Below are 24,800 nucleotides of genomic sequence, written 5' to 3'. Positions count from 1 at the left end.
TTTAACTAACTACTCGGGGTTAATGTTCTTGTGTCTCTACCTGTTGGTTCTGGTATATTTTGACTATTAACATCATTGGCAGAAAAACATTCCTTGTTTGATTTAGTAGTTTGATTTTCATTTTGTTTATTAATAGTCTTTTGTTTTAAAGAACCTAAACATTGTTGTAACTGTTTTCTTGTTCCATCATCTAATTCAAATTTTTCTTTCTTACCATTTTTGTTTATTTCTACTTGACACTCAATAATTTTTTTATCTTTATCCAGAATAATATAAATATCAATTTGGTTAGTTTCTTTGGAGTTAAAATTTTCTTTAATTTTTTTAAAAAAATTATCCATATCCTCTGTTAAGGCAGGATTTGATTTTTTATCAAAACTAAATTTGATATTATCTTTAGTTACTTTATATGAACCATCTATTACTTGGATTAGATATGTAAAATTATTATTTTCTTCTTTTTTAGCAACTGGTGATTGTGAACTACCATTAGCAATATTATTCACTCAATCAGCGCGTCCATTTTCATTTGTTTCTTCAGGCATATTTTATCCTCATTTCAAAAGTTAATTTTATTAAAATAATAATAAACCCCCTCTTATTTATTTAAAAAAATAAAAGGGGAAAACACTATATTTAATTTTATGTATTCATTATAATCCTTTTATTTTTTAATACAATTGATTTACTATTAAAAACACTTATTTTTTTAATAAAGACTGATTAGTCATTACTTCAGGTTTTTCTAATCCTAAAATTTCTAGTAACGTTGGGGCAATATCGGCCAAACATCCTGATGATTTTAATTTAATGCCTGATTCACAAATAATAAAGGGAACAGGTTGTGATGTATGTTTTTTATTAATAGCCCCCTGCACATCAATCATAATTTCAGCATTTCCATGGTCAGCAATAATCATTAAAATACCATTAACATTTTTCATAGCAGTATATAGTTTACCAATACATTCGTCAACAACTTCAATCGCAGTAATCGCTGCTTTTAAATCACCAGTATGCCCGACCATATCAGGATTAGCAAAGTTTAAGACCATAACATCATAAATATTTTTAGCAATTTCACTTTCTAATCTCCTTGTAATTTCACGAGCACTCATTTCTGGCTTTAAATCATAAGTAGCAACTTTGGGTGAAGGTATTAAAATTCTTGTTGATAAAGAATATTCAATATCGACACCACCATCAAAGAAGTAAGTAACATGAGCATATTTTTCCGTTTCCGCAATTCGTAATTGGTGATATTGATGTTTGCTTAATCATTCTCCTAAGACATCAGTCATAGGAGTTGGTGGAAAAATAACTCCTTGCTTTTTAACGCTATCAGCATATTCCATCATCGAAATAAAAAATGTATTTTTTAAAGATGGAATTTTATTAACAACATTTCAATCATATTTGGGATTAGTCAAAGCTGATGCTAATTGAATAGCCCGGTCAGGACGGAAGTTAGCAAAAATAATACTATCATTATCACTAATTTTCCCATGAGCAAACAAAGGATTGTAAGCTGGATTAATGAATTCATCATTTCTGTCAGCAGCATATTCACTATTGATATAAGCAATGGGGTCAGAAAAAGTAATACCTTTATGGTTAACCATAACATCATAGGCAATTTGGGCGCGGTCTCATCTTTTATCACGGTCCATAGCATAGTAACGCCCAGAAATAGAAGCTAAATTTCCGGTTTTTAATTTTGCCATTTTATCTAATAATTGTTGGACATAGATTTTAGCAACATCACTTTTAGTATCGCGACCATCAAGAATAGCATGGACATAAACATTTTTAAAGTTTGCTTTAGCAGCAATTTCTAATAACGCTAATATATGATTAATGTGGGAATGAACACCACCATCGCTTAATAATCCCAAAATATGTAAACTACTATTATTACTTTGGGCATGTTTAATGGCTTTTAAAATTGTTTCATTAGCAAAAAAAGTTTTATCACTAATGGCTTTATTAATTAAAGTTAAAGATTGATAAACTACTCTTCCTGCGCCAATTTGTAAATGACCAACTTCAGAGTTACCCATCTGTCCTTCTGGTAAACCAACAGCTAATCCAGAAGCAAATACTTCAGTATGGGCATAAGTTTTATTTAAATAGTCGAGATTAGGAGTTTTAGCTTGACTAATAGCGTTATTAGGGTTGGTTTTAGCGATTCCGAAACCATCTAAAATACATAGTAAGATTGGTTGTTTTGTCTTCATAATTTCACCTCGGAGTTTATTTTAATTGTCGTATATATTTAAAGTTTTCTGACTTGAAAACAGAAATAATTTCACTAATAACATTAGTGATAGTTTGATAGTTGCTAGTACTGAAAATAATAATATCATGTTTAATTTTTAGTTTAGTTAATGGTAGTTTAGATATTTTACTAATAATTGTTTTTACTCGTGAATTACTACTAATATTATTACTCATTAAAATAATCATACTAGGATTATCGATAATATTATTAGTTAGGAATAAAATAGTATTATTAGCATCTGCTAATAACTTTCGACCTTTAAATTCCATTAAATTATCATCTAGCAAATCATTATTAAAAGAATAGTGAACAACTTTGAAATTATCTATGGCTTCTGAATAATAGCCATAAGCCATATTATCAATTTGCGATTCTAAAAAAGGTTGTGAAACTTTTCTTCAATTACAAAATTGGACTTTTAATCTTTTATAAACTAACTGTAATTGAAATAAATTTTGATAGTTTGTAATATTGTTAGCAATAGTTACAGGCTTAATAATATCAGGTTGATTAATTAGTTTAATTTTTTTATTGAGAACATTAATACCGTTAATAATAGGTTTTTTAGTTTCGTTGAATCATTTTTCAATATCTTCGCTTGTGCCTGACATAACAGTGACTACTAACTGTTTGTGTTTTAACATAATATTAGTAACTGCTAAGTGTTGTAAATTATTTAAGTGCATTAACTCCATTTGTGTTAATGCTTTTAGAAATCGATATTTACCGTTATTAGTAGTTTGTAAAGATAATAACTGTAGAAATGGTAGTTGTTGGTTTAATAAATTATTAATTTCTTCTTCACAACTTAGAATTTGTCGTTTTTTAATCTTAAGAATTTTGCTAGTAATCACAAATTTTTGATTATCAATCGTACTATTAAATTGGCTTTTAGTTCGTAAGTTTTTATTTAATACAGTACCAAATAATTTTGAACCTAAAGTATTGTTAACAATTCCTTTATGGCGGTCTTCATCTAGTAATAATTGTAAAGGAATATCATTAATAACAATCGGCCCACTAATCACTTTTACTAAATGTATGTACACCCCTGGCAATAAAGTATTATTAACATCAATTACTTCACCCACAAAATAATCGTTAGTAATAACACCTTGGTCACTAATAGTACTATCACTTTGAGCTTGAAAAATAGTCTTGGAACAAATGATAAAACCAATATGCTCTAGTTGCATAGTAGCTTCACCATTTTTAGTAAGTAAAAATAAAATTTTGGTTCTAGTGGTAAAGTGGTTAATAAAAATAGTATGAGAAAAACTATAATACTTAATTTCCTTTTCTAATTTTTCCCACATAGCAGCAATTTTTGTAGTTGATAAATTCATGATAAGTTTCTCCTTATTTTAATAAAATTGACAATATTTTAAATAAAGTTAAACTAATAATCCTAAAAATGATTCTGCTTGTAATGAAGCACCACCTACTAAGGCACCATCAATATCAGGTTGCTCAAGGAATGATTTAATATTTTCAGGTTTTACTGAACCACCATATTGAATGCGAACTTTTTGCGCAGTATTTTCATCATATAATTCAGTAATATAATCGCGAATCATTTTGCAAACTGTTTGTGCTTCAACAGCAGATGCTGTCTTACCAGTGCCAATAGCTCAAATTGGTTCATAAGCAATTATTAATTTAGTAACATGTTGAGATTTAATACCAGCTAACGCTAATAATATTTGATTTTTAATAATATCATTAGTTTTTTTTGCTTCATATTCACTATCACTTTCACCACAACATAAAACTGGAATCATATTAGCATTAAATAAGGCATGTAATTTTTTATTAATGGCTTCGTTTGTTTCAGTAAAATACATTCTACGTTCAGAATGACCAATCACAACGTGACTAACATTAATATCTTTTAACATCTTAATTGAAACTTCACCAGTAAAGGCACCTTCAGGTTCATAATGACAATTTTGGGCAGCAATAATTAAATTATGAAACTGATTTAATTTTAATACTGGTAAGTTAGTATAACTAGCAGCAATACCATAATCACATTTAATTACTTTACCTTTAATTAACTTACTAAATTGATTAAGAAAGATTTTTGTATCTTCCATGTTTTTATACATTTTTCAATTTCCAATAATAATATGTTTACGACTCATTTTATTCACTCCTTAGTTTTTTGGTCGGATATCGGATAGTTGATGATTTTAATAATGAAGCTGCAGCACTATCAATAATTATCATGACGTTGTCATGGGCTTGTAAGTAACTGCAAGGATAATCAGGTGTAATTTTACCATGGACTAATTCATAAATGGCTTTCGCTTTCGCTTCTCCATCAGCAATTAAGACAATAGCTTGAGCTTGTAAAATGGTATCAACTCCCATGGTTATTGCTTTAGTTGGAACATCTTTGGCACTAGCAAAAAATCTTTTATTAACTTCAATAGTTGCTTTGGTTAAATTAACGACATGGGTTTTAGTATCTCCAAGTGTCCCTGGTTCATTAAAAGCGATATGTCCATTAGTGCCAATTCCTAAAATTTGTAAATTAATAGGTCCTTTTTCATCTAGTAATTTTTCATATGCTTGTGCACTCTCTGTCACATTACCTAATCCATTAGGAACATACGTATTTTCCTTTTTAATGTTAATTTTGTTAAATAATTGTTCATTCATAAAATAACGATAACTTTTTTTATGCTCTGGTGCTAATCCAACGTATTCATCTAAATTAAAAGTGGTAACTTGTGACCAATCAGTATGATTCTCTTGATAATCTTTAATCAATAAATCATAAGTTTCTATCGGGCTACTGCCTGTTGCTAAACCTAAAACTAATTTATGATTTTCTTTAATTGTTTCAATAATAATCGTACTTACTAACTTAGCAATCTCACTTTTTGTTTCAAACACAACTAATTTCATTGCTCGTACCTCCCCAAATCTTATTAACTTTGATAAACAATATTTCCTTCACAAATCGTTAATAAAATATCATTATTTTTATTAAGCACCACAATATCTGCTAATAATCCAACAACTAAATCACCAGTAATACTATCTATGCCTAACTGCTTTGCGCTATTATACGAAGCCATTTTAACACAATCTTGTCAATTATTGTTAGTTACTCGTAATAAGTTTTTAAATCCAGCAATCATGGTAGCAAGACTACCAGCTAATTTACCAGTACTTTTAACTACTACTTGATTACCTTTTTTAATTACTGGTAATGGACCTAGGAAATAATCACCATCAGCTAAGCCTTTGGCACTCATAGCATCAGTAATCATACAAATCTTATTAGCACCTTTAATCTTATAAGTTAACGCAACAATATCAAGATTCACATGAATGCCATCACAAATTAATTCTGCTACTATTTCATCATAATAAAGTGCTGCTGGAACAACACCAGGATTACGATGGTCATATCTACTCATACCATTGTAAAGATGGGTAACATGAGTTAAACCTTGTTTGACTGCTTGGGTAACTTGTTGAAAATTAGCATTACTATGACCTAATGTCGGAATAATATTATTAGCAATTAATGTACTTGTAAAATTTTTTTTATTATTAAAATTAGGGTCTAGTTCAGGTGCGTATACAACAAATTTAATATTATTATTACTAATTTTATTTCATGTTGCTACTAATTTAGTATCAGGGATATGAATTAAAGATTCAGTATGGGCACCTTTTTGTTCATGTGAAATAAATGGACCTTCAAAGTAAGCACCAACAATTCGCGCCTTATTGGTACTACTATTTTCGGTTTTCATATATTGAGCAAATGCTAATAAAATTTTATCAATCTCTTTGGTACTTGCAGTAACAGTTGCATAACAAAACTTAGTTACTCCTTCTTGGGGAACTAATTGAGCAAAGTTTGCAATTGATTCAATTGTACCATCCATAAAACTGTAACCATAACCACCATGGACATGACAATCAATAAAACCAGGAATTATTGTTTGGTTTTGACAATCAATAACTTTAGTTTCATTGTAGTTTTTTTCATATTTTCCTGGCTTAATTTCTGTAATTAAATTATTTTTAATCACTAGAAACCCATTTTCAATAATGCTGTTAGTACTAACTATTTTGGCATTGGTTAAAACTAAAATTTTAGTCATTAATATCCTTCTCTCTTGAATTAAATAATCAATCATTAAAGCTTTTTTATTTATTAATGTTATTATACCTAAAATTTTAATTTAAACCTAGTTGTGCAAAAAAATATTAAAAAAAGGCATATTGCCTACTTAATTTGTTTTTTAATGGTGGCCCGAAGCGGATTTGAACCACTGACACTTCGCTCTTCAGGCGAATGCTCTACCCCTGAGCTACCGAGCCATTATACCTATACAATAATAGCATATAAAACCAATAAATAACAAGGGGTTAGTGGATAAATTTCAATTATTTTAAAAAAACGTTTCTTAGATATTTACAATTCAGGAGTTTTAAAAAATACTAATGTTGATAATTAAATAGTTATATTAGCAAAAAGATTAGTTGATAAATAATCTTTTTGCTAATTCTTGAATAAAACGATTATTCTTATTAACTTCTGTACCATGTTCAAACAATTGGTCTAAATCAAAAGTTTTAGTTGTTTTTTGTGATAAAGAAATTTGATGATCATTTTTTTATGTTTTGCCATATTTAGTTTCTCCTTTAAACTTGAATTCATTTTGTGCTTAGATAAATTAAATCTTTAAATATTTTTTGTGAATTCATCTTTTCTTTTATTTCATCAATATCTTTGGAAATTTTACCTTCGGCAATTTTGAATAATCAGGAATTATAGAAATGACTCCTGCATCTACAGAACGTTTAATAGCATTATTGTAAACAATGGTATCTTGCAATGGATTAATGCTTGCCAAGGTAAAATATTTAGACATAAAATACTTCCAATCGTTTTATGATTTAATTAATTTATAAAATATACAAGGCTTTTATACTATTATGTACAAATAAAATTTTATCACATAAACAGAGACAAAAATCTTATTTGTTTTTTCATCGCTTAACTTTCCTTACTTCTTTTAATTGAGATTTGAATTGTTTAAGTTGATTTTGTAAATCTTCATAACTAACTTGTTCTTCATTGTTTTCTGAAAAATTTGTTAATGACTGATTATTTACTAATGTCCTTGGATTAACTCATAAATTTCGTAACCCATATCAAAAAATAGTTAAAAAACTTAAACCTAAGCAAGCAAGAGGAATGGTTCATAAATTATTAAATGGAATTGTTTGAAAATATGTTAAATTAAATACATTATAAATAATTAAAAGAAAACCTACTAACACTAATGTCATTAAAAACATATATATTGCGATTAAAGCTTTAATAAACGGTTTTTTAACAAATACTAGAAATACTAAATATGTTAAATTAAATAATATTAACCCACCTGCTAAGTAAGCAGTAATACTATTACTACTTTCCATTAATTGTTTATACAAGTCACTAGTTAATGGATTTTGATTAACTAGTAAAGTAATAATAACGGCAATATTATTTTTCAAAGATAAGCCTCAACTGAATAAAGGAAAAATAGCTAAACTAATAGTTACTACCAATGTCGCAATAATTATTAATACTTTGCTTAAAATTGAACCAAATGTTTTCATAATATAACTTTCAAAAAATTTTTATTTACTAACATTTTACCATTAATAAATAAAAATTACTAATATATTTCTCCTATAATGAAATTTATTATAACTTTCATTTTTTAAAATTAAAGTTATTTTTTCTTCTCATTTTTAGCTCAGGAATCTACCTTTGTTAAGGTACGAACAAGAAAAACTTTTATTTAATCTACCAGATTATTTTTTATCTTGATTTATTTTGCGATAAATTTAAGGCAATTTTTCGCGCAGCAAAAGGGTCTCGGGGATCATAATATCAATAGTTAGTAAAATATTTTTTTCAATTATTATTTAACATTGACGAAGCAATATTAATAGCGTGAAAGCGATTGCCTTTACCTTTTAAACTTTGCATTATATTAAGATTATTATTACTAATATTAGCACTTAAAAAATCAGATATTAATAATAAATCAGCATTATGGTATTCTTTGCTCTGCATAACTGTTAAAGCATGACTAAAAGCAGGATTAATATTAGTATGACCTTTAAAACTATGACCTAAAAAGTGAATTAAATTAGGAATTGATGATGCCACACTTGATAAATCATAAGTTTCAAATATTCCAGAAAAATTAATCATATAACATGGTCTTTTATCTAATAAAGCAATTTTAGTAATAGCTAAAGCAATTGACTTAGCTATAATTTCTGGACTATTGGCCATGGATTTTGATGTATCAATACATAAAATAAATGATCCTTGGCTTTCAGGAAGCGATACTTCTACTATTTCTTCAACAATATGTTCTGTTGCCACTAAATCCATTGATTCAAATTCGGTAATTGACAATTTTTCTTCAGTAAATTTTTTATAAAAAATAGCATTTAATTCCGGAATAGCTAAATTAACTAACTCCAAAGGTAATAAATGTTCTAAATCTTTTCCTTCAGTAATTCCCACTACTTCTTCTGGTCATTTACCTAATGGTTTCATTTCATACTCAATTTTAATTTTTTCATGAACTTGTTTTTCAATTAAACTAGAGGTTCCTTTTCAGCGACCTAGCATACGAGCTATTTCAATAATAGCAGGATTTTGTTTTAGAATTTCGCCATATTGAATTAAAGTATTTAAATTAATTTTTTTAAAATCATTTACATTGCCTTCTCAAAATCGACCAAAAAAGTTTCAAGCAAAACCAATTAGATTACGTGTTTCATTAATAATTTTAATATTATTTCCTCACATCGTTAAATATTTTTGTCGCATTTGCGTGGTTTCAAACAACTTATAATTAATTATACGTTCAATAATTAAACTTTCCCAACGCATAGTAAAATCATTAAAGACTAAATTTCCATTAGTTTTACGGTCTTGAAATTTATCTTGATAATAATGAAAATAATTAATGATACTAGAGTTAACATTTTTAGCTTTAACAAATATTTCTTCTCAATTATTTTTTAATCGTGTTAAAGCATTAACTTTAACTCAAAAAAATAAACGGATTTCTTGTTTAATAACAGGGCTAATAGGAACATTTTTTGTTGCTGATAATACTTCATTTAAATAAAAATTACTAATTTGGTCATCAAATTCTTTGGCTAATCACGAAAAATGTTTTTTAAATCAATTGAAATTACTTAAATTAGTTTCTGATAAAGCTAAACTATTTAATTTGGATACCATTTTTTTAGAAACTTGCGTTTCAATTAATTGTTCCATATAAAATCACCGCCTTATTGATTTTGAAGATTATCAGGTTGGGGAATTATAATAGCATCATCATTGACAATTGTCGATTCAGGAACGGGTGGTAATTGTTCAAAAAATGCAGTTTCTAATAAAACTTTAAATTGTTCATCAAAAAAAATTGATGAAATTGTATTCAAACGTTGCTGTTCATTTTGGAATTGTTGTTTTAAACTGGCAAGTTGAATTTTTAATTCCGTCATTTGACTATTAATATTACCAATTTGTGATTTACCGTCAGCATCATTTAATTCTACTTGAATAGTAGTATGATTTTTAATACTAACTATTTCATTAGGTGCTTTTAATTGCACTTCCATTTTACTATTGCCGTCTAATTTACTTAAACTCTTACCGTAAAATAAAGTAATAGTATGTGGTTTTTTATTACGACGCGCTAGATTTTGATATTCTTTTTGATTAATAAAACAAATTGGAAACTCATCAGTATGTCATAGTAAACGATAGTAATTCCCTTTAATAGCACCTCCAAATGGATTCCTATACAATGAGGGTTGAATTTGACTATCTTTAATATTTTCCGAATTGTTACCTAATGTTTCAAGTTCACTTTCTAACTCCTCTTGTTTTTTACGTAAAGTATAAGTTAGTTCCTGTGTATATGCTTCATTAAATAACTTAGTATAACTTTGTTCTTGCTCTTCGTCATCTCAAATACAATAAGGAATAACTAGTAGGTCAGGTTTATCGGTAGTTTGACGACCATTATAATAAGCTGATGCTTTTATTAATTTGGCAATTTTTTTTCATCTTCGATCAGAAATATAAGCTTTACCATCTGTTGCTTCTGTAAGACGCACACGGAAGCGAGAAATAAAGTTTAAAGTGTCTTTACTCAAAGTAACTGTTGTTTCAAGTTCCTTTAATCATTTAACATATTCAGGAGTTTTAATTTGTAATTTTACAGGAACATCTACTTCTAAACTAGTAACGCTACCTAACATATCATTAAAATTTTCTTCATTAGTTAAGCCATGAACAATCATTCTAATAATAAAGCGGTCAAACAACGCTTCTAATCCTTTACCACTTTCTGGTAATTCATTAGAGGCCGAAATTAATAATTTTAATGGTACTTTAACGTCAACACCACCATTACGAAAAATTTTTTCATTAATAATTGTTAATAATGTATTTTGAATCGACGGACCAGCCTTTCAAATTTCATCTAAAAAAGCAATATCAACAGCAGGTAAATACTGATCAATAATTCGTACATAGTGGCCTTTTAATAAGTCTTTAATGGAAATAGGACCAAAAATTTCTTCAGGAGTTGAGAAACGGTTCATTAAATATTCAAAATTACGACCATTATGGAACGCATATTTAATTCTTCGTGAAATTAATGATTTAGCAATTCCTGGTAGTCCTAATAAAAATATTGATTCACCTGAAAGCAATGCTAATACTGCTAGTTTAAAAACTGTTTCTTTTTCATAAACACCAGCACTAATTACTTTAATTAATTGTTCAATTCGGTTGGAAAGTTCATTATTAGTGCTCATTTAAAATTCCCCTTTCCATTATTCCACACTTAGTTCTCGACGAACATCATCACTTTTGACAATTAAAATACAAGATGCTACTAATCATATAACAGTAATTAATAACACAATAACCATAAAGAGTGGTACTTCTGCTGATACTGATTTTTTAACTAAACCATCAATCACTAACAATAGTGTACACATTAATTCTAAAACAATGAAATAAGCAATTGCTAAAACAATATAAACAATTGATCATGCAAACATAGAATTTGCAGAACGACCAATAGCCAATGGTAAATAAAATAAAAAATTAAATCCTAAAGTAATAACTAAAAAAATATAAATAATATAATCAGGTTTTATGCTACTACCACTAGAGGCTAAAATTTGATTTATAATATTATTGGCTAAAAAGTAGGACAAAACTAAATGGAAACATGAAACTAATAATAGTAAACAACGAGCTATAATTTCTAACGTTGAACTTCAATACATTCTTTTAAATTTAATACTACTGCTTAACAAAGGATTATAAGTTGTAAACCTTTGTTCTTCAATATCTTTAAATGAATTATTATTTTGATTAGAACTTAAAATATTATTATCAACATCTGCCAATGGAGTATTTTTTAAACTATCTTTTTCATTAATCATAATTTTTTCACTCCTTATCCCTTAATAACTATATTATAACTTATTTTGACAATAAGAATTAAGAATATAAACTTTTAGATTAGTACATATTCTACTAAGTTCAGTTAATATTAAAGAAAAAACTAAAACTATGTGGGGCGGGAGCAAAATTAGGATTGCTTACAAGATCTTGGCCAACATCAAAACGGAAATTTGTAATTTCATCAGGGTTTATTAAATTAGTTGGTAATAAAGTAAGAGGATTATGATTACTATCTAAAAAAGTAAAAGTGGTTAATGTCAGATCAGTAACATTTAAAACATCAATAAAATATTGTTTAAATGAATCAACACCACGACCAATAACTGTTTGTCAATTACGTTCACCAAAATCAGCAAGAACAGGATAAACTAAACGAAAATAAGGTTTGTGTCCTATTAATCAATCAAACATACTTTGTCAATACTCAGTTTCTAAAAATGTTGTTAACGCATCAATATTAGCATAATCAGTAGCTCTAATAGTTTCAACATTATTAGTTATTGAATTACTATTAGCAAAATAATGTACTAGTTCGTTATATTCATTGCCACGGGCCCCAATATAATTTGAATATAATGTATGTGAAGGTGTATATGGAATTTCAATATCATTGACATCTTCTCCTTTTTGCACATTACTAAAAGGCATATAATCAATAGGATTATGGGTGAAATAATTAATTAATAACTCGTCTGAAGTTGTTAGTCGTAAATCAATTAAATCATTAATCACATCAGGGTTAGAAACATAGCTAATATAAAAAGGACGTGGATTTTGTTGGTCAATTCGAGGAAGATTTTGTAAGTTAACATATTTATTAAGGGTACCAGGTTTATCAATATCAATGTAACATAAATTCGGAGTATTAATCATTTGGAAATATGGGGGAAATGATGCTGGATCATTTATATCAATATCCCCTAAAGGAATTGTTGATAAAATTGGAAAAAGATGAGTGTTAGGGGCAAATTCTTCTGCATAATCGGCAGTAAACTTAGTTATTGACTCTTCAATACTCTGATAAACTTCAAAATTAGTAACATTATTAGTAAAATACATACTACTAGGTAAATAACCTTGATATCTTTTTTCTTGTAAATTAGGTGGTCAAGGACCACCAGGATTTGGAATAGTACCTGATATGTGTCTACTATAATGTCCTTCATATTGATTAAACATCATAAACTTCTCATAAAACTTAGCAGTATTGGTAATTTGTGAAATAACTGGTAACTCAAATTCAATTGGTAAATTTTTTAATTTTATCTTTAAGTTACAATGCACAAAACCATCAGTTTGCACTAAACTACTATCAATCCCTTCAGTACCATCTTGACGATAAAAAGTAAAATCATACTTATTTTCAGAAGCAGGTAAAAAATTTTTTAATCACGAATCATCAGTTACTAATTTTAAAACTTGCTCAATAGTTTCTTCTTCAAAATAAGGGACACGTAAACTCTTATCACTAGTATGCATATCAAGTTTATTCATATCAACCACAATTGATTCTTCTGGTAATTTAAAATTAAATTCACCCATATTAAAAGCACTTTGCATAGCAAGGCTAATCAAAAAAGTACTCCCTAATACAATTAAAGTACAAATAGTAGCAATAATACCAATAAATCAATGTGTTCTAATTGGCAAATAAGATGCTTTACTACCTGTTACATTTTTAGTTAAATTGTTCATTTCTTCTCAGATATCTTCATCTTGCCTTTTTCTAGAACGTTTCATTAACTATCACCTCACCTTATTTATATCCCAAATCATACATCTTAATAATACTTCGTATTAAACGCTTTTTTCTTTTCTTAGCACTAAATCATCAATTAACAACAACAACTCATCAAAGACCCATTCCACTTATTGTTAGGACCATAATACTAAGTCGATAAGGACTATCACTATCAAAAAACATAAAAAAACTTACAACCATAATCATTAAATTAATAATGGTACCAAATGCTAAATAAACAACACAGGTTAAAGTAATTCCTTTAATCGTTTTTGCTAAGAATATTGGTAAAATCATAAGCAAAATCATGAAAGCAAATAGAACAGTAACAATCATAGTGACAACTTGTAAAACAGCCTTTTGAATTCAAGGAATTGAAGGAACACCTGGTAAATTAGCAACTAATTGTCCCAAGGCAATTCCATTAAAAAATATTAAACCAATTCAAAAAACATGAGCAACTAAAATTAAAAGACGTGAATAACAGTCCCTGCTACTAGTAAAATAAACTCTTGTTAAATTTAAATCTAAATTAGTTGGTAAGGGGCTATGTTTTAATTTAGTCAATTGTTTTTGACCAAGAACATTACTTTTGGTTAATGGTTCCACTATTGGTATTTTGTCCATAATAACTTCACCTACTATCTATATTTACTATTAATTATATTATATTTTTTGAATATAAGTTGATAGTTGATTTAGAAGGTTTGAATAAAGTTTTTGTTGGTCGTAGGGTCTAATCTAAATCAAATAAAACAGTTAAATGAAGATTAATAAGCATATGGTATTACTAGAAATTTTTTTCTTTATTAACCATATTTGTCAAGTTTTTAAATATCTAATTCTAAGCTGACCCCTAAGCGTAAGCACTAATAAATGAAACTGCACTCCAACTCACCAACTGATGCCATTAGTAAACTACAGTTATAAAAACTCTATAAATTGAATTTAAAAAACTAATCAATGATATTATTATTGATTAGTTTTTTAAATTCAATTTATTTTTAAAATAATGGCGGTCTCGACGGGGATCGAACCCGCGATCTCCTCCGTGACAGGGAGGCGTATTAACCACTTTACCACGAGACCAATATGGTTGCGGAGATTGGATTCGAACCAATGGTCTTCGGGTTATGAGCCCGACGGGATGCCACTTCCCCACTCCGCGATGTAAATATTTTGTTTTTAATATAATGGAGGAGGCTGAGGGATTCGAACCCTCGAATGCTTGCGCATTGACAGTTTTCAAGACTGTTCCATTAAACCGAGCTCTGGCAAGCCTCCAGTTATTAGCTTTTTAAACTAATGGTGGACCCTATCGGATTCGAACCAATGGTCACCCGGTTATGAGCCGGGAGCTTTAACCAACTAAGCTAAGGGTCCAAGTGATTAATGGTAGCGGGGATGGGACTCAAACCCATGACCTCTCGGGTATGAACCGAGCACTCTAATCAACTGAGCTACCTCGCCAGTTTAAGTTTAAATTTATAAAATGGTGGATCCTATCGGGATCGAACCGACCACCTCCTGCGTGCAAGGCAGGCGCTCTACCAAATGAGCTAAGGACCCATTAAAATTTTGATAATAAATAATGGTCGGGATGACAGGATTTGAACCTGCGACCTCTCGGTCCCAAACCGAGCGCTCTACCAAGCTGAGCCACATCCCGGTGGTGCGCCTGGCAGGACTTGAACCCACAGCCTTTTGATCCGTAGTCAAACGATCTATCCAATTGATCTACAGGCGCAATTTAATTATCAAAGTTTATAAATAAATCATTTAAACCTAATCAATTATAACTTATTAAAAGTAATATTTACAAGTATATTTGTAAAAATTATTAATAATTTTTGGAGGAGCCGATCGGATTCGAACCGACGATCAAAGTTTTGCAGACTTATGCCTTAAACCACTTGGCCACGGCTCCAGATACAATTAAGTTTAACGACTTTTCAATATTACCAAGACTAATTTATATTTGCAACTTGTTTTGAAATATAATTATAAATAATGTCCTAAAAACTAAATTGTTTCATAAAAAAAAGCACTATCGTGTACATTTTAATATAATGGTGGAGATGGCGGGAATTGAACCCGCGTCCAAAAGTCAACTGACCAACTGTATCTACAGTTTAGTATAATTTAGAGATTCACTATTAATAATAAATTACACGAACTTAAAAATAGTTAGTTAATAAAAATTCAAGAAAACTTATTAACATCATTTTCCCTAGTTTATCATATGATACGTTGGTAATGATGATAAACTTGCCCTTACCAACGGTAGTATTTACTAGTTAAAGTAATTAAGCTGGTAAAACAGCTTGGTTTCCTACTGAGTTAAAGTTAAATGAATTTAACTTAGCTTTAATATCTGCAGGTACTACAGTTTTAGTTTGTTTTCCGGTTATGAAACCTCGTAGTATTATGGTCTACCAGACCACTGCCACAATAGGTTGTTAACTCCTGTCGAAACCAGAACATCCCCATTAATATTGTACTATATTTTGTATACAAATCAAGATTTTTACATAATATAAATTTATATTTTAAGTGTCATTTGACACGTTAATAGTCCTTTAATAATTTTTTAATTTTAATTAATTTATCATATTTTTCAGTTAATCAATAATTATGAGTAAAACCAGTAGTAACAATTAATAATCCTATTACAACTAAACTAAAAATATTACTGAAATGAAATAATTCAGAATTAAATTTAACATAACTAATGAGTAAATCATTACTAAAGGTTGCAATAGTAATAATTACTGAATAAATAGCAGTTAATAGTAAACTTTGACGGTAATTTCAATCTAAAACAGAACTATAACAAAACTAGTACTGCCAAACGCAAGACTAATAATATGAGCATATAAATTAGTGCTAGCATAATTAATAACTATTCCTAACAATCATAAAGAAAAACTAACTATTAATGTGAATTGAGCATTAAAATAATAATACAATCATCAACCTAAAATAAAGGCACCTACTACTTGTGGTAAATAATTTATTAGTAAACTATATGGTTTCAACGTTTCATTATGAGTAATCATATCGTTCTTATAATTAAAATAATTATTATTCATTAAATAATAAACACTATAAATTGATACGCCAATAACAATTAAAATGACAATTTTTTTAACTTGAAATGGTCTTATTTCTTTTAATAAAAAACTTAAAATTAAAGAAATACATAAAAAACCAATACCCAAACCAAGTATTATCCTTTGTTTAAAATTATTATCAACATCGATTACAACTGTTCCAATAATGCCATTAACTAGTAAACTAGATAACAAAGGAGGAATACTTAACATAGTAAAAGTTAAAAAAGCATGTGATTTTGAAAAATATTGTTCATTAAACATTAACTCATGAACACTTAATGAACCAAGCGACATGCCTATTGCTACATTAAGGAAAATTAAAGTTCCAACACTAGGAATAATTAAAAATAAAATACTGCTTAAAAACATTCAAAAATGAGACCATCAAATATAAAGTTTTCGTTTCCTTAAATTACCAGTAATAAAGGTAGCAGGAATTGCTACTATCATAACCGTTAATGAAATAATAACTCCTAAAATAATGGAAACTACTTGGTTGATATCAATATTAACAGTACGGACATATTGAAAAGTATTTATCATTATAAAAAAACAAAAATAATAAACAATAAATAATAGTTGTCTTTTTTTAATTTTATATTTAAAAAGAAAAATTCTATATAAAATACTTAATGTAACGATAATAATAGCATACGGGACTATTGATGTCATAATCTTCATTCCCTAATTAATTATATTTTTTTATATTTAGTTTCCCTTTGTGCTTCACGGTTTTTAATCACATCACGTTTATCATGGAGTTTTTTACCACGCCCTAAAGCAATTTCTAATTTTGCACGCCCTGCACTATTTAAATATACCATAATAGGAATAATAGTTAAATTTTTTAATTTTTGTTCTTGTTGTAATCTTTTAATTTCACGAGCATTTAAAAGTAATTTTCTTTTTCTTAAAGGTTCTACAACAAAAATGCGACTAAACTTATAAGTAGAAACATTCATATTAACAATATATGCTTCGTTATTACTGAATGTAACATAACTATCTTGCAATGATACTTCACCTAATCGAATAGATTTAATTTCAGCACCAGTTAGAACCATTCCTGCTTCTATTTTTTCCAATAATTCATAATTAAAATATGCTTTTTTATTTTTTGAAATAATTTTCAAAAGTATCACCAATATTTCTTTTTTTATTTTTTATAAATAAATTATATAACAACCCTAAAAAAAATACTGCAATACGTTCCTAAATGATATTTTTTTTATTTTTTATAAATAAAATGTTATAATAAAATCGTAATAACAGTTAGATTTGTTAGTTTAACAATTGTTATATAAGAATAAAAAAACAAATTAATATATGTTGTAATCAACCCTAGGAATAAATTTTATATTTGTTTTATGGGTTGCTTTTCTTTAATTAGTTTTTTAAAATCAATGAAAGGAATCAAAAAAATGGCGACTACTCTAAATGCAAAAAGTAGAAAATGTTCAAATGATAACCGATTTTTCAAAGGTGATCTAGGATTTGACAAAAATAATAATAAATTTATTATTTATAAACTTTTAACTGAAAAAAAACTTGAGGTTTGCAAAATAATTATTGATGAAAAAAATAATAAAATTGAAATAGCTACAAAAACTAGCATCATTCATGAATCTGAAATTGAAATTTATAGTTTTGCTTTAGAACATGATACTGCTCAGTATATTTTAAAAGTTATCTATGAAATGAAAATGCAATGAGAAATTGAATTTTTATCAGATCAGATTAACAACGAAGAAAAATATTATGTGGATGAATATGGAGTAACTAAAAAGCGCAATATTGGTTTTTAACTATTCATAAATTTCCTGCCAATTATAAACTGACCCATAACATAAAGCCTTAACATTAAAATTATGATTACTATCCCACAATGTTGTAATGACTTGAGCAATAGACGTTCCTGAGGAAACAACATCATCAATGATAATAATTTGTTTATTAGTAAAGTAATTTTCATACTTTACTAATAAATGAATCTTATTAGCAATTTCTGCTTGACGTTCATTAACTTTTATTTTATTTTGTCAAAACTTACGATAATTTTCAACGTGAAAAATATTATCAAGAAATTCAATATTGATATTTAACTTATCACTTATCATTTTTACTAACTGATTAATAATAATTTCTAAACTACTAACTGATGTTGGTTTTTTTGGCATCATGATAAAATAATCAAGACCATTAAACAAATTATATTTTTGACCAACAGTGAAGAGATTGGTTGCTAAACGTAAACATTCTTCTTCGCTAATTGTTGGTTGTTTAATTAAATTATAATCATCATTAACTCATGATAGTTGGGGATAACTATTTAAACCTGGAGATTTAAAATAGTCATAATAATAGCATTCAATATTAATATTATTTTGTTGGATTAATCTTTTTTGTTGTTCTTGTTTTTGTGATTCCATTTTTTAACTCCATTTTTATTTCGTGGGTCAAATCTACCAGTTTGATTTTGATTACTATTAACAACAGCATTTTTATTATTACCCTTTTTATTTTTAAACTTAGAATCTTGGTAAACTTTTTTACCATTACGAACACTATTACTTTTAGTATTTTCTTGTTCGCTTTCTTCTAATTGGAAATCAATCGTACGTGAAATTTTATTGGCGTCTTTAACAATAATACTCACTCTTTGTCCTAAACCGTATTGTTTACGCCTACGTTCTCCAAATAAGACCATAGCTTTTTCATTGAAAATATAATAATCATCTTTCATATCCGAAATTCTAATTAAACCTTCAATAGTATTAGGTAATTCTACAAATAACCCAAAACCAGTAACACTGGAAATAATACCGGTGAATTTTTGACCAATAAATTTCATCATGTACTCAGCTTTTTTCATTTGATCAACAGCACGTTCACATTCTAAAGCTTTTAATTCCATGTTACTTGACTGTTCTGAGGCTCAGTTAGTAATGCTTTGATATTTTTCGATTACTTTCCCATTAATTTGTTTCTTAACCAAATATTGACGTAATAAACGATGGACAATTAAGTCTGGATAACGTCTAATTGGAGAAGTAAAGTGGGTATAATATTGACTTGCTAATCCAAAGTGACCAATACATTTATTACTGTATTGTGCTTTTTCCATACTTCGTAATAACAAAGTTGATAAAATTTGAAAGGTTGGTAACTGTTTTAAAGAGTTTAATAATAATTGTAAATCTTTAGAGGTAATATTCGCAATTTTAGGATTGATTTTCACACCCATTAATTTTAAAATCGTAGTCATTTGATGCATTTTACGCGCGCGTGGATGTTCATGAACACGATAAATAAATGGTAATTTCATTTCGTATACAGTTTGGGCAACCACTTCATTAGCTCTAATCATAAAACTTTCAATTAACTTTTCAGCGATATCACGAGTTCTTAGAACAATGTCAATTACTTCACCATTTTCACCAATCACTGTTTTTGCTTCATCAATTTCAAAATCAATAACACCGGCAGCTTCTTTGAACTTTCATAAAATTTGATATAAATCTTTGGCATCTTGAAGCATTGCTCATATTTGCGGATGAGTTTTAATAAAATCAGGATTTTTGCCATTATAACCATCATTAACTTCGTCATAGTTCATTCGACGTGCTGATTTCATAAACGCCTGATAAATACGATGACTAACAGGCAATCCATACTTATCAATTTCCATATCAGCTACCATACATAAGCGTTCCACTTGCTCATTTAAAGAACAAATTCCATTTGATAATTGCGTTGGCAACATAGGAATAACACGGTCTGCTAAATAGACCGATGTTCCACGTGTAAAAGCTTCTTCATCGATTGGGCTATTTTCAGTTACGTAATGACTAACATCGGCAATAGCCACCAGTAAGCGATAATTACCGTTACTTAACTTAGTAACACAAATTGCATCATCAAAGTCTTTGGCATCCTTACCATCAATCGTAACTAATAATTCTTTTGTTAAATCTACACGATCAACTTTATCACTAGCTTGGACAGTTTGGGGAATTTTTTCGGTAACAATTAAAGTTTCTACATCAAATTGAACTTTAATTCCAACTTCATAAATAACTGCTAAAATATCAACACCAGGATCATTTAAATTTCCAAGCACACGATCAATCGTAACATTGAAAATATTACGGTCAAAACTTTCAATTTTAGCAACAACAATATTATTTTCTAACGATTGGTCTTTATTTAAGATATTAACTTCATATTGTTGCATTTTAGCATTTTGAATAACTAGTGATTTAACTTTAGTTTGTGGGTCAATAACAATCGTTCCTACTAGTAAATTAGTATCACGTTTAATCACTTTTAAAACTGTCGCTTCATCACGTTGATTATTAATTTTAATTAAACCACACAATACTTCATCACCATTTAAAGCATTGTTAATGTTTTCTACGTTAACATAATATTCTTCTTCGCTATTTAATAATTTAACAAAACCAAAACCTTTTTTGGTAATTTGAATTTTACCAAAAAATAAATTATTACGTTTTGTCATATAAAACTCTTGTTCTTTATTTTCAAAAATAATTTCACTATTCTTTAATTCTTCTAAATCAGCAATCAATTGTTGTTGTTGCTGATGATTGGTAACATTTAATTTCATTGTCAAATCAATAGTTGATAATGGAGCAACACTATTTTGCAGTTCATTAATAATTTGTTGTTTCATATAAAATCATCCCCATCTTTTTTTGTATATCTATTAATCTATAAACTAATTATAATATATCTTTTAAAATTTATAAAAAGGCACATTCTAATGTGCCTTTTTATAAAATACTTCCTAGTTTATAACTCCAATAGTATTAATAAGAATTCTTATAATGATTCCTACTACAAAAAGTGATATTCCCAAACCAAGCGTAGCCATGGAAAATAGTTTCGCTCATCCACGTTCTTTGGTACTAGCAAATAATTCTTGGTTACCACCACTTAAGGCACCTAAACCATTATGGTTTTTTTTACCTTGTAATAATCCTAAGATTACTAATAACATGGCAATAATTAAAGCAATAATTTCAAAAGCAAAAATAATATTTTGACTCATATTTGTCACATCCAGTTTTTTTATTTTACTTATTAATTTTACACTTAATTTAAAAAAATTTAGCAAAAATAATTGTATTTTATCTTTTTTGATAATGTTTTCCATTACTACACGTTATATTTTATCAAAAAATATATGCTATAATTTATTTAAAAAGCATTTACATAAAAAAATAAATAGCTAAAAAATAGTTAGGGTGATAAAATTGAAAAATAGAATTGGGATTATTAGTGATTCTTCAGCTGGTTTTTCATTAAAAGATTTGAAAGAAATGAAAATTGGTTTTTGTCCGCTACTAATTAATTTTAGTGATAACACAACTATTAATGATGACCCTAGCATTTTAACAGATAAAGCATTTTGTGAACGAATTGTTGATAGAGAGCAATCTGCTAAAACTTCACAGACACCGCTTGGTGAAATGGCTAAAATTTGAGAAGAAATGCTTACTAAGTTTGAGAAATTAATTTTTATTCCTTTATCAAAAGGTCTGTCAGGACAATATAATACAGCAACCATGTTAGCTAAAGAACCTAATTTCAAAAATAAAATCTTTATTTTTGATAGTAATGGGGTTTCTATTATCAACTGGCTTTTAGTTAAAAAAGCTTATCAAATGTCACTAGTAGAAAAAAATGATGTTAACACTATTTTAGAAGCGTTAAAATTAATTAGATATAACTACTTGGCATATATTTTACCTTATGATTTAAAATATTTAGAACGTGGTGGTAGAATTAGTAAGACTGCTGCTGCTTTAGCTAAATTTACTAAAATCATACCAATTCTAACTTTTGATGGTACTATTGATAAACATGATAAGACGCGAACATGAAAAAAAGCAGTTAATAATACTATTAAAGACATATTAAAAATTAAAAGCAAAGAAAAAATTACTCTGTTTTATATTGTTCATGCCTTTTCAAAACCAGAAATGATCAAAGAAGTTGAAGAATATGTTCATAGTTATCATATAAAAAATGTTAAAACAGTAACATTATCTCGTGTTATCAGTGCCCATACAGGAATCGGAACTTTTGCTTTTGTTGTCTTTGACTTAGAAAAAAATAAATTACCAAAATTGGATTAAAATAAAAAAAATTCACGAATCGTGATTTTTTTATAATATGGCAGGGGTGGCAGGATTCGAACCCACAACACTCGGATCTGAAGGCCGATGTTCTACCATTGAACTACACCCCTAGGGTTAAATTAAATTAGTACATGTTCAATTTTACGCGAAAGATGTTTTAAGTGCAATTAAAATTTTATATTTTTTGTTTTTAATTGACAATTTTGGCAAATTCCATGTATTTCTAACTTATAATGTGAAAAATAAAAGTTGTTTTCAGTTGCCAACTTTTCTAATTGTGTCACGTGTAACGGCGAATTTTGTTGACTATTACTACTTTCTTTAACATGAATATTGCTATTACAATAATTACAAATAATATGAATACCATTTTCTGATAATTCATAAATAATTTGTTTGCCTTCAAAAATATTAGCATGAATGATGTGTTCTTCCATTAATAGATCAATAGTATTATAAATACTCATAATATTAATAGTTTCATTTCCTTCTTCTTTTAAAAAATTAATAATATCATTAACACTTACATGCTCTTTTATCGTTAAAACTTTAATAACTGCTTTACGAATATCTGTTAAACGATAGTCTTTATCTTTTAATTTTTGGGTAATATTTTCAAAATTTTTGTTCATAATTTGCTCCTAAAGTGATTATTTATTTTTAGCAGCAACTTGTTTTTCAATTACATCAATAAAATCTTGCACACTTTTTTCTTTTAAACTTAATAGAGTAGCATCGTCAATAATAATACCATGTTTACTTTCGATGGCCATTGCTAAATTAACTAAATCCAAAGAGTCGATACCACTATCAGCAAATTTAGTTGCTGGTGTAATGTTTTTTACTCTTACTCGAATATTTTCTGTATCAATTAATGTTTTAAGTTCCTTTAAAATATTCATAATTTCACTCCTATTTTATTTAATTTCGAAACTTTTAAAGTATATATAGTATAACATAGCGGGCTATATTTTGCTGACTATTTTAAAATACCAATCTAAATAATCAACTTGAGCATTAGTATCATACTGTACCCAAGCAGCATTACTTAAAATATTAAATTTAAAAATAAAATTATTAATTTTTCATTGAGGAAAGGTTTTGATAATCATCGATAAAAATGTATATTGGAATGCTTGTTTATTAAATTCTACTTTGTAAATAATAGTAGGTTCTGAAACAGAACTATTATTATCTAAAACAATTTTAATAGTTTTATTCAACTGTTTTATAGAAATAGCATTTTTAATAACTTCAGGATTTAAATTTTCATCTGTATTATTCATATCTTCTACTTTAACATCATAATCTTGTTTTACTTGATTTAAGTTACGATTATTAGCAAAATTTTGAAAAACAAAGAATAACATTATAATTAATGAACAACTAACGGTAGTAATTAAAAAAATAATTTTAAATTTACGACTAAACATAACTACCACTTCCTTGCTTTAAGTGTTCATAGTCAGTATAGGTAAACGAATCAGAACTATAAAAGCGTAATATTTCTTCATAACTTAAAGTTATAATTTGATTTTGCATTCATTGTTCATCATTGTCTTTAGTTAATTTTTGAATAGTTACTTTACTATAATCATTACCAATAATTGGTTGTTCACTATTTTCAACGAATTTAATATTAACATCATATTTAAAAAAGGTTTGAAAAATTAATGGTATATTAACTTCGAAGTGAAATTTATCAAATAATGGTAAATCAAATTGATTTTTAGGAACCTCATCATTGGCAAAAAATAGTACCTGTGATACTATCCAGTACATTACTAGTATACTGTAATTGGTATTTTTCTTTAAACTATCATCATAGGGATCAACAATAGGATTAAAATCGTTAATTAGTGCAGCATTAACTTTCTTATCTTGATAAGATTTACTATTTTCTTCAGAAATATTTAAACTAGTGTTTTGGGCTAAATTAAAATTATTATGAAAAAAA

General features: G+C 27.7%; 23 protein-coding genes, 11 tRNA genes and 1 other RNA gene. 2 read left to right on the top strand and 33 right to left on the bottom strand.

The window, feature by feature from the left end; genetic code table 4:
• Nucleotides 1-5 precede the first annotated feature (5 nt).
• From AAHM98_RS00825 to smpB, 25 genes are all read right to left on the bottom strand, one after another.
• Complete coding sequence (locus AAHM98_RS00825) at nucleotides 6-545, bottom strand: hypothetical protein (RefSeq protein ID WP_342276621.1); 540 nt, start codon at nucleotides 543-545, stop codon at nucleotides 6-8.
• Nucleotides 546-701: 156 nt separating this feature from the next.
• Nucleotides 702-2,237, bottom strand: a complete 1,536-nt coding sequence (gene gpmI / locus AAHM98_RS00820; protein WP_342276620.1) for a 2,3-bisphosphoglycerate-independent phosphoglycerate mutase — start codon at nucleotides 2,235-2,237, stop codon at nucleotides 702-704.
• A gap of 16 nt (nucleotides 2,238-2,253) precedes the next feature.
• Nucleotides 2,254-3,627: a hypothetical protein gene (locus AAHM98_RS00815; RefSeq protein WP_342276619.1), complete on the bottom strand. Its 1,374-nt coding sequence runs from the start codon at nucleotides 3,625-3,627 to the stop codon at nucleotides 2,254-2,256.
• Nucleotides 3,628-3,675: 48 nt separating this feature from the next.
• Nucleotides 3,676-4,425, bottom strand: coding sequence for a triose-phosphate isomerase (gene tpiA / locus AAHM98_RS00810; RefSeq protein WP_342276618.1), 750 nt, complete (start codon nucleotides 4,423-4,425; stop codon nucleotides 3,676-3,678).
• A 1-nt stretch (nucleotide 4,426) separates the two neighbouring features.
• Entirely contained in the window at nucleotides 4,427-5,194 is a 768-nt protein-coding gene (nagB, locus tag AAHM98_RS00805) for a glucosamine-6-phosphate deaminase (protein ID WP_342276617.1), read from the bottom strand.
• A 23-nt stretch (nucleotides 5,195-5,217) separates the two neighbouring features.
• Nucleotides 5,218-6,408, bottom strand: a complete 1,191-nt coding sequence (gene nagA, locus AAHM98_RS00800; protein ID WP_342276616.1) for an N-acetylglucosamine-6-phosphate deacetylase — start codon at nucleotides 6,406-6,408, stop codon at nucleotides 5,218-5,220.
• A 145-nt stretch (nucleotides 6,409-6,553) separates the two neighbouring features.
• A tRNA-Phe gene (locus AAHM98_RS00795) sits at nucleotides 6,554-6,628 on the bottom strand.
• A 660-nt stretch (nucleotides 6,629-7,288) separates the two neighbouring features.
• Nucleotides 7,289-7,918, bottom strand: a complete 630-nt coding sequence (locus AAHM98_RS00790) for a hypothetical protein (RefSeq protein ID WP_342276615.1) — start codon at nucleotides 7,916-7,918, stop codon at nucleotides 7,289-7,291.
• A gap of 205 nt (nucleotides 7,919-8,123) precedes the next feature.
• The gene (locus AAHM98_RS00785; RefSeq protein WP_342276614.1) at nucleotides 8,124-9,608 is read right to left on the bottom strand and encodes a VWA domain-containing protein; all 1,485 of its coding nucleotides are present in this window, start codon (nucleotides 9,606-9,608) and stop codon (nucleotides 8,124-8,126) included.
• Between the two features lie 14 nt (nucleotides 9,609-9,622).
• Nucleotides 9,623-11,161, bottom strand: a complete 1,539-nt coding sequence (locus AAHM98_RS00780; RefSeq protein ID WP_342276613.1) for an AAA family ATPase — start codon at nucleotides 11,159-11,161, stop codon at nucleotides 9,623-9,625.
• Between the two features lie 18 nt (nucleotides 11,162-11,179).
• Nucleotides 11,180-11,800, bottom strand: a complete 621-nt coding sequence (locus tag AAHM98_RS00775; RefSeq protein WP_342276612.1) for a hypothetical protein — start codon at nucleotides 11,798-11,800, stop codon at nucleotides 11,180-11,182.
• 94 nt (nucleotides 11,801-11,894) lie between these two features.
• Nucleotides 11,895-13,562 carry a hypothetical protein gene (locus AAHM98_RS00770; protein WP_342276611.1) on the bottom strand — a complete coding sequence of 556 codons (1,668 nt, stop codon included), beginning with the start codon at nucleotides 13,560-13,562 and terminating at the stop codon, nucleotides 11,895-11,897.
• Nucleotides 13,563-13,578: 16 nt separating this feature from the next.
• Nucleotides 13,579-14,190, bottom strand: a complete 612-nt coding sequence (locus AAHM98_RS00765; RefSeq protein WP_342276610.1) for a hypothetical protein — start codon at nucleotides 14,188-14,190, stop codon at nucleotides 13,579-13,581.
• A 386-nt stretch (nucleotides 14,191-14,576) separates the two neighbouring features.
• Nucleotides 14,577-14,652 (bottom strand) — tRNA-Asp (locus AAHM98_RS00760).
• 4 nt (nucleotides 14,653-14,656) lie between these two features.
• A tRNA-Met gene (locus AAHM98_RS00755) sits at nucleotides 14,657-14,731 on the bottom strand.
• Nucleotides 14,732-14,757: 26 nt separating this feature from the next.
• Nucleotides 14,758-14,847 (bottom strand) — tRNA-Ser (locus AAHM98_RS00750).
• Between the two features lie 22 nt (nucleotides 14,848-14,869).
• Nucleotides 14,870-14,946, bottom strand: a tRNA-Ile gene (locus AAHM98_RS00745).
• Between the two features lie 10 nt (nucleotides 14,947-14,956).
• Nucleotides 14,957-15,033, bottom strand: a tRNA-Met gene (locus tag AAHM98_RS00740).
• Between the two features lie 23 nt (nucleotides 15,034-15,056).
• Nucleotides 15,057-15,132: transfer RNA gene (locus AAHM98_RS00735), tRNA-Ala, on the bottom strand.
• A 23-nt stretch (nucleotides 15,133-15,155) separates the two neighbouring features.
• Nucleotides 15,156-15,232: transfer RNA gene (locus AAHM98_RS00730), tRNA-Pro, on the bottom strand.
• Between the two features lies 1 nt (nucleotide 15,233).
• Nucleotides 15,234-15,310 (bottom strand) — tRNA-Arg (locus AAHM98_RS00725).
• 104 nt (nucleotides 15,311-15,414) lie between these two features.
• Nucleotides 15,415-15,490 (bottom strand) — tRNA-Cys (locus AAHM98_RS00720).
• Nucleotides 15,491-15,633: 143 nt separating this feature from the next.
• Nucleotides 15,634-16,051, bottom strand: a transfer-messenger RNA (tmRNA) gene (gene ssrA / locus AAHM98_RS00715).
• 328 nt (nucleotides 16,052-16,379) lie between these two features.
• The gene (locus tag AAHM98_RS00710) at nucleotides 16,380-17,222 is read right to left on the bottom strand and encodes a hypothetical protein (protein WP_342276609.1); all 843 of its coding nucleotides are present in this window, start codon (nucleotides 17,220-17,222) and stop codon (nucleotides 16,380-16,382) included.
• A 149-nt stretch (nucleotides 17,223-17,371) separates the two neighbouring features.
• Nucleotides 17,372-17,812, bottom strand: coding sequence for an SsrA-binding protein SmpB (gene smpB / locus AAHM98_RS00705; protein ID WP_342276608.1), 441 nt, complete (start codon nucleotides 17,810-17,812; stop codon nucleotides 17,372-17,374).
• A gap of 270 nt (nucleotides 17,813-18,082) precedes the next feature.
• On the opposite strand from smpB, the gene AAHM98_RS00700 reads away from it, so the two are divergent.
• The gene (locus AAHM98_RS00700) at nucleotides 18,083-18,484 is read left to right on the top strand and encodes a hypothetical protein (protein WP_342276607.1); all 402 of its coding nucleotides are present in this window, start codon (nucleotides 18,083-18,085) and stop codon (nucleotides 18,482-18,484) included.
• Here AAHM98_RS00700 and AAHM98_RS00695 read toward each other — a convergent pair whose 3' ends face one another.
• The 3 genes from AAHM98_RS00695 to secG all read right to left on the bottom strand — a co-directional run bounded on the left by AAHM98_RS00695 (nucleotide 18,485) and on the right by secG (nucleotide 21,750).
• Nucleotides 18,485-19,108 (bottom strand): phosphoribosyltransferase, encoded by a 624-nt coding sequence (locus AAHM98_RS00695; RefSeq protein WP_342276606.1) that lies wholly within the window; start codon nucleotides 19,106-19,108, stop codon nucleotides 18,485-18,487.
• Nucleotides 19,072-21,372, bottom strand: a complete 2,301-nt coding sequence (rnr, locus tag AAHM98_RS00690) for a ribonuclease R (RefSeq protein WP_342276605.1) — start codon at nucleotides 21,370-21,372, stop codon at nucleotides 19,072-19,074. The genes AAHM98_RS00695 and rnr overlap by 37 nt, the downstream gene beginning before the upstream one ends.
• A gap of 114 nt (nucleotides 21,373-21,486) precedes the next feature.
• Complete coding sequence (gene secG, locus AAHM98_RS00685; protein ID WP_342276604.1) at nucleotides 21,487-21,750, bottom strand: preprotein translocase subunit SecG; 264 nt, start codon at nucleotides 21,748-21,750, stop codon at nucleotides 21,487-21,489.
• 205 nt (nucleotides 21,751-21,955) lie between these two features.
• On the opposite strand from secG, the gene AAHM98_RS00680 reads away from it, so the two are divergent.
• The gene (locus AAHM98_RS00680; protein WP_342276603.1) at nucleotides 21,956-22,840 is read left to right on the top strand and encodes a DegV family protein; all 885 of its coding nucleotides are present in this window, start codon (nucleotides 21,956-21,958) and stop codon (nucleotides 22,838-22,840) included.
• Nucleotides 22,841-22,878: 38 nt separating this feature from the next.
• On the opposite strand, the gene AAHM98_RS00675 is transcribed toward AAHM98_RS00680, so the two are convergent.
• The 5 genes from AAHM98_RS00675 to AAHM98_RS00655 all read right to left on the bottom strand — a co-directional run bounded on the left by AAHM98_RS00675 (nucleotide 22,879) and on the right by AAHM98_RS00655 (nucleotide 24,625).
• Nucleotides 22,879-22,953 (bottom strand) — tRNA-Trp (locus tag AAHM98_RS00675).
• A gap of 57 nt (nucleotides 22,954-23,010) precedes the next feature.
• Entirely contained in the window at nucleotides 23,011-23,475 is a 465-nt protein-coding gene (locus AAHM98_RS00670; RefSeq protein WP_342276602.1) for a Fur family transcriptional regulator, read from the bottom strand.
• 18 nt (nucleotides 23,476-23,493) lie between these two features.
• Nucleotides 23,494-23,745 carry an acyl carrier protein gene (locus AAHM98_RS00665; protein WP_342276601.1) on the bottom strand — a complete coding sequence of 84 codons (252 nt, stop codon included), beginning with the start codon at nucleotides 23,743-23,745 and terminating at the stop codon, nucleotides 23,494-23,496.
• Nucleotides 23,746-23,808: 63 nt separating this feature from the next.
• Entirely contained in the window at nucleotides 23,809-24,276 is a 468-nt protein-coding gene (locus AAHM98_RS00660) for a hypothetical protein (RefSeq protein ID WP_342276600.1), read from the bottom strand.
• Nucleotides 24,269-24,625, bottom strand: coding sequence for a hypothetical protein (locus tag AAHM98_RS00655; RefSeq protein ID WP_342276599.1), 357 nt, complete (start codon nucleotides 24,623-24,625; stop codon nucleotides 24,269-24,271). The genes AAHM98_RS00660 and AAHM98_RS00655 overlap by 8 nt, the downstream gene beginning before the upstream one ends.
• Nucleotides 24,626-24,800 lie beyond the last annotated feature (175 nt).

Origin of the sequence: Spiroplasma endosymbiont of Nebria brevicollis (genome assembly GCF_964030895.1) — a bacterium.
GTDB lineage: Bacteria > Bacillota_I > Bacilli_A > Mycoplasmatales > VBWQ01 > Spiroplasma_E.
Note: the sequence above shows the minus strand (reverse complement) of the source record. Positions and strands in the feature narration are given on the sequence as shown.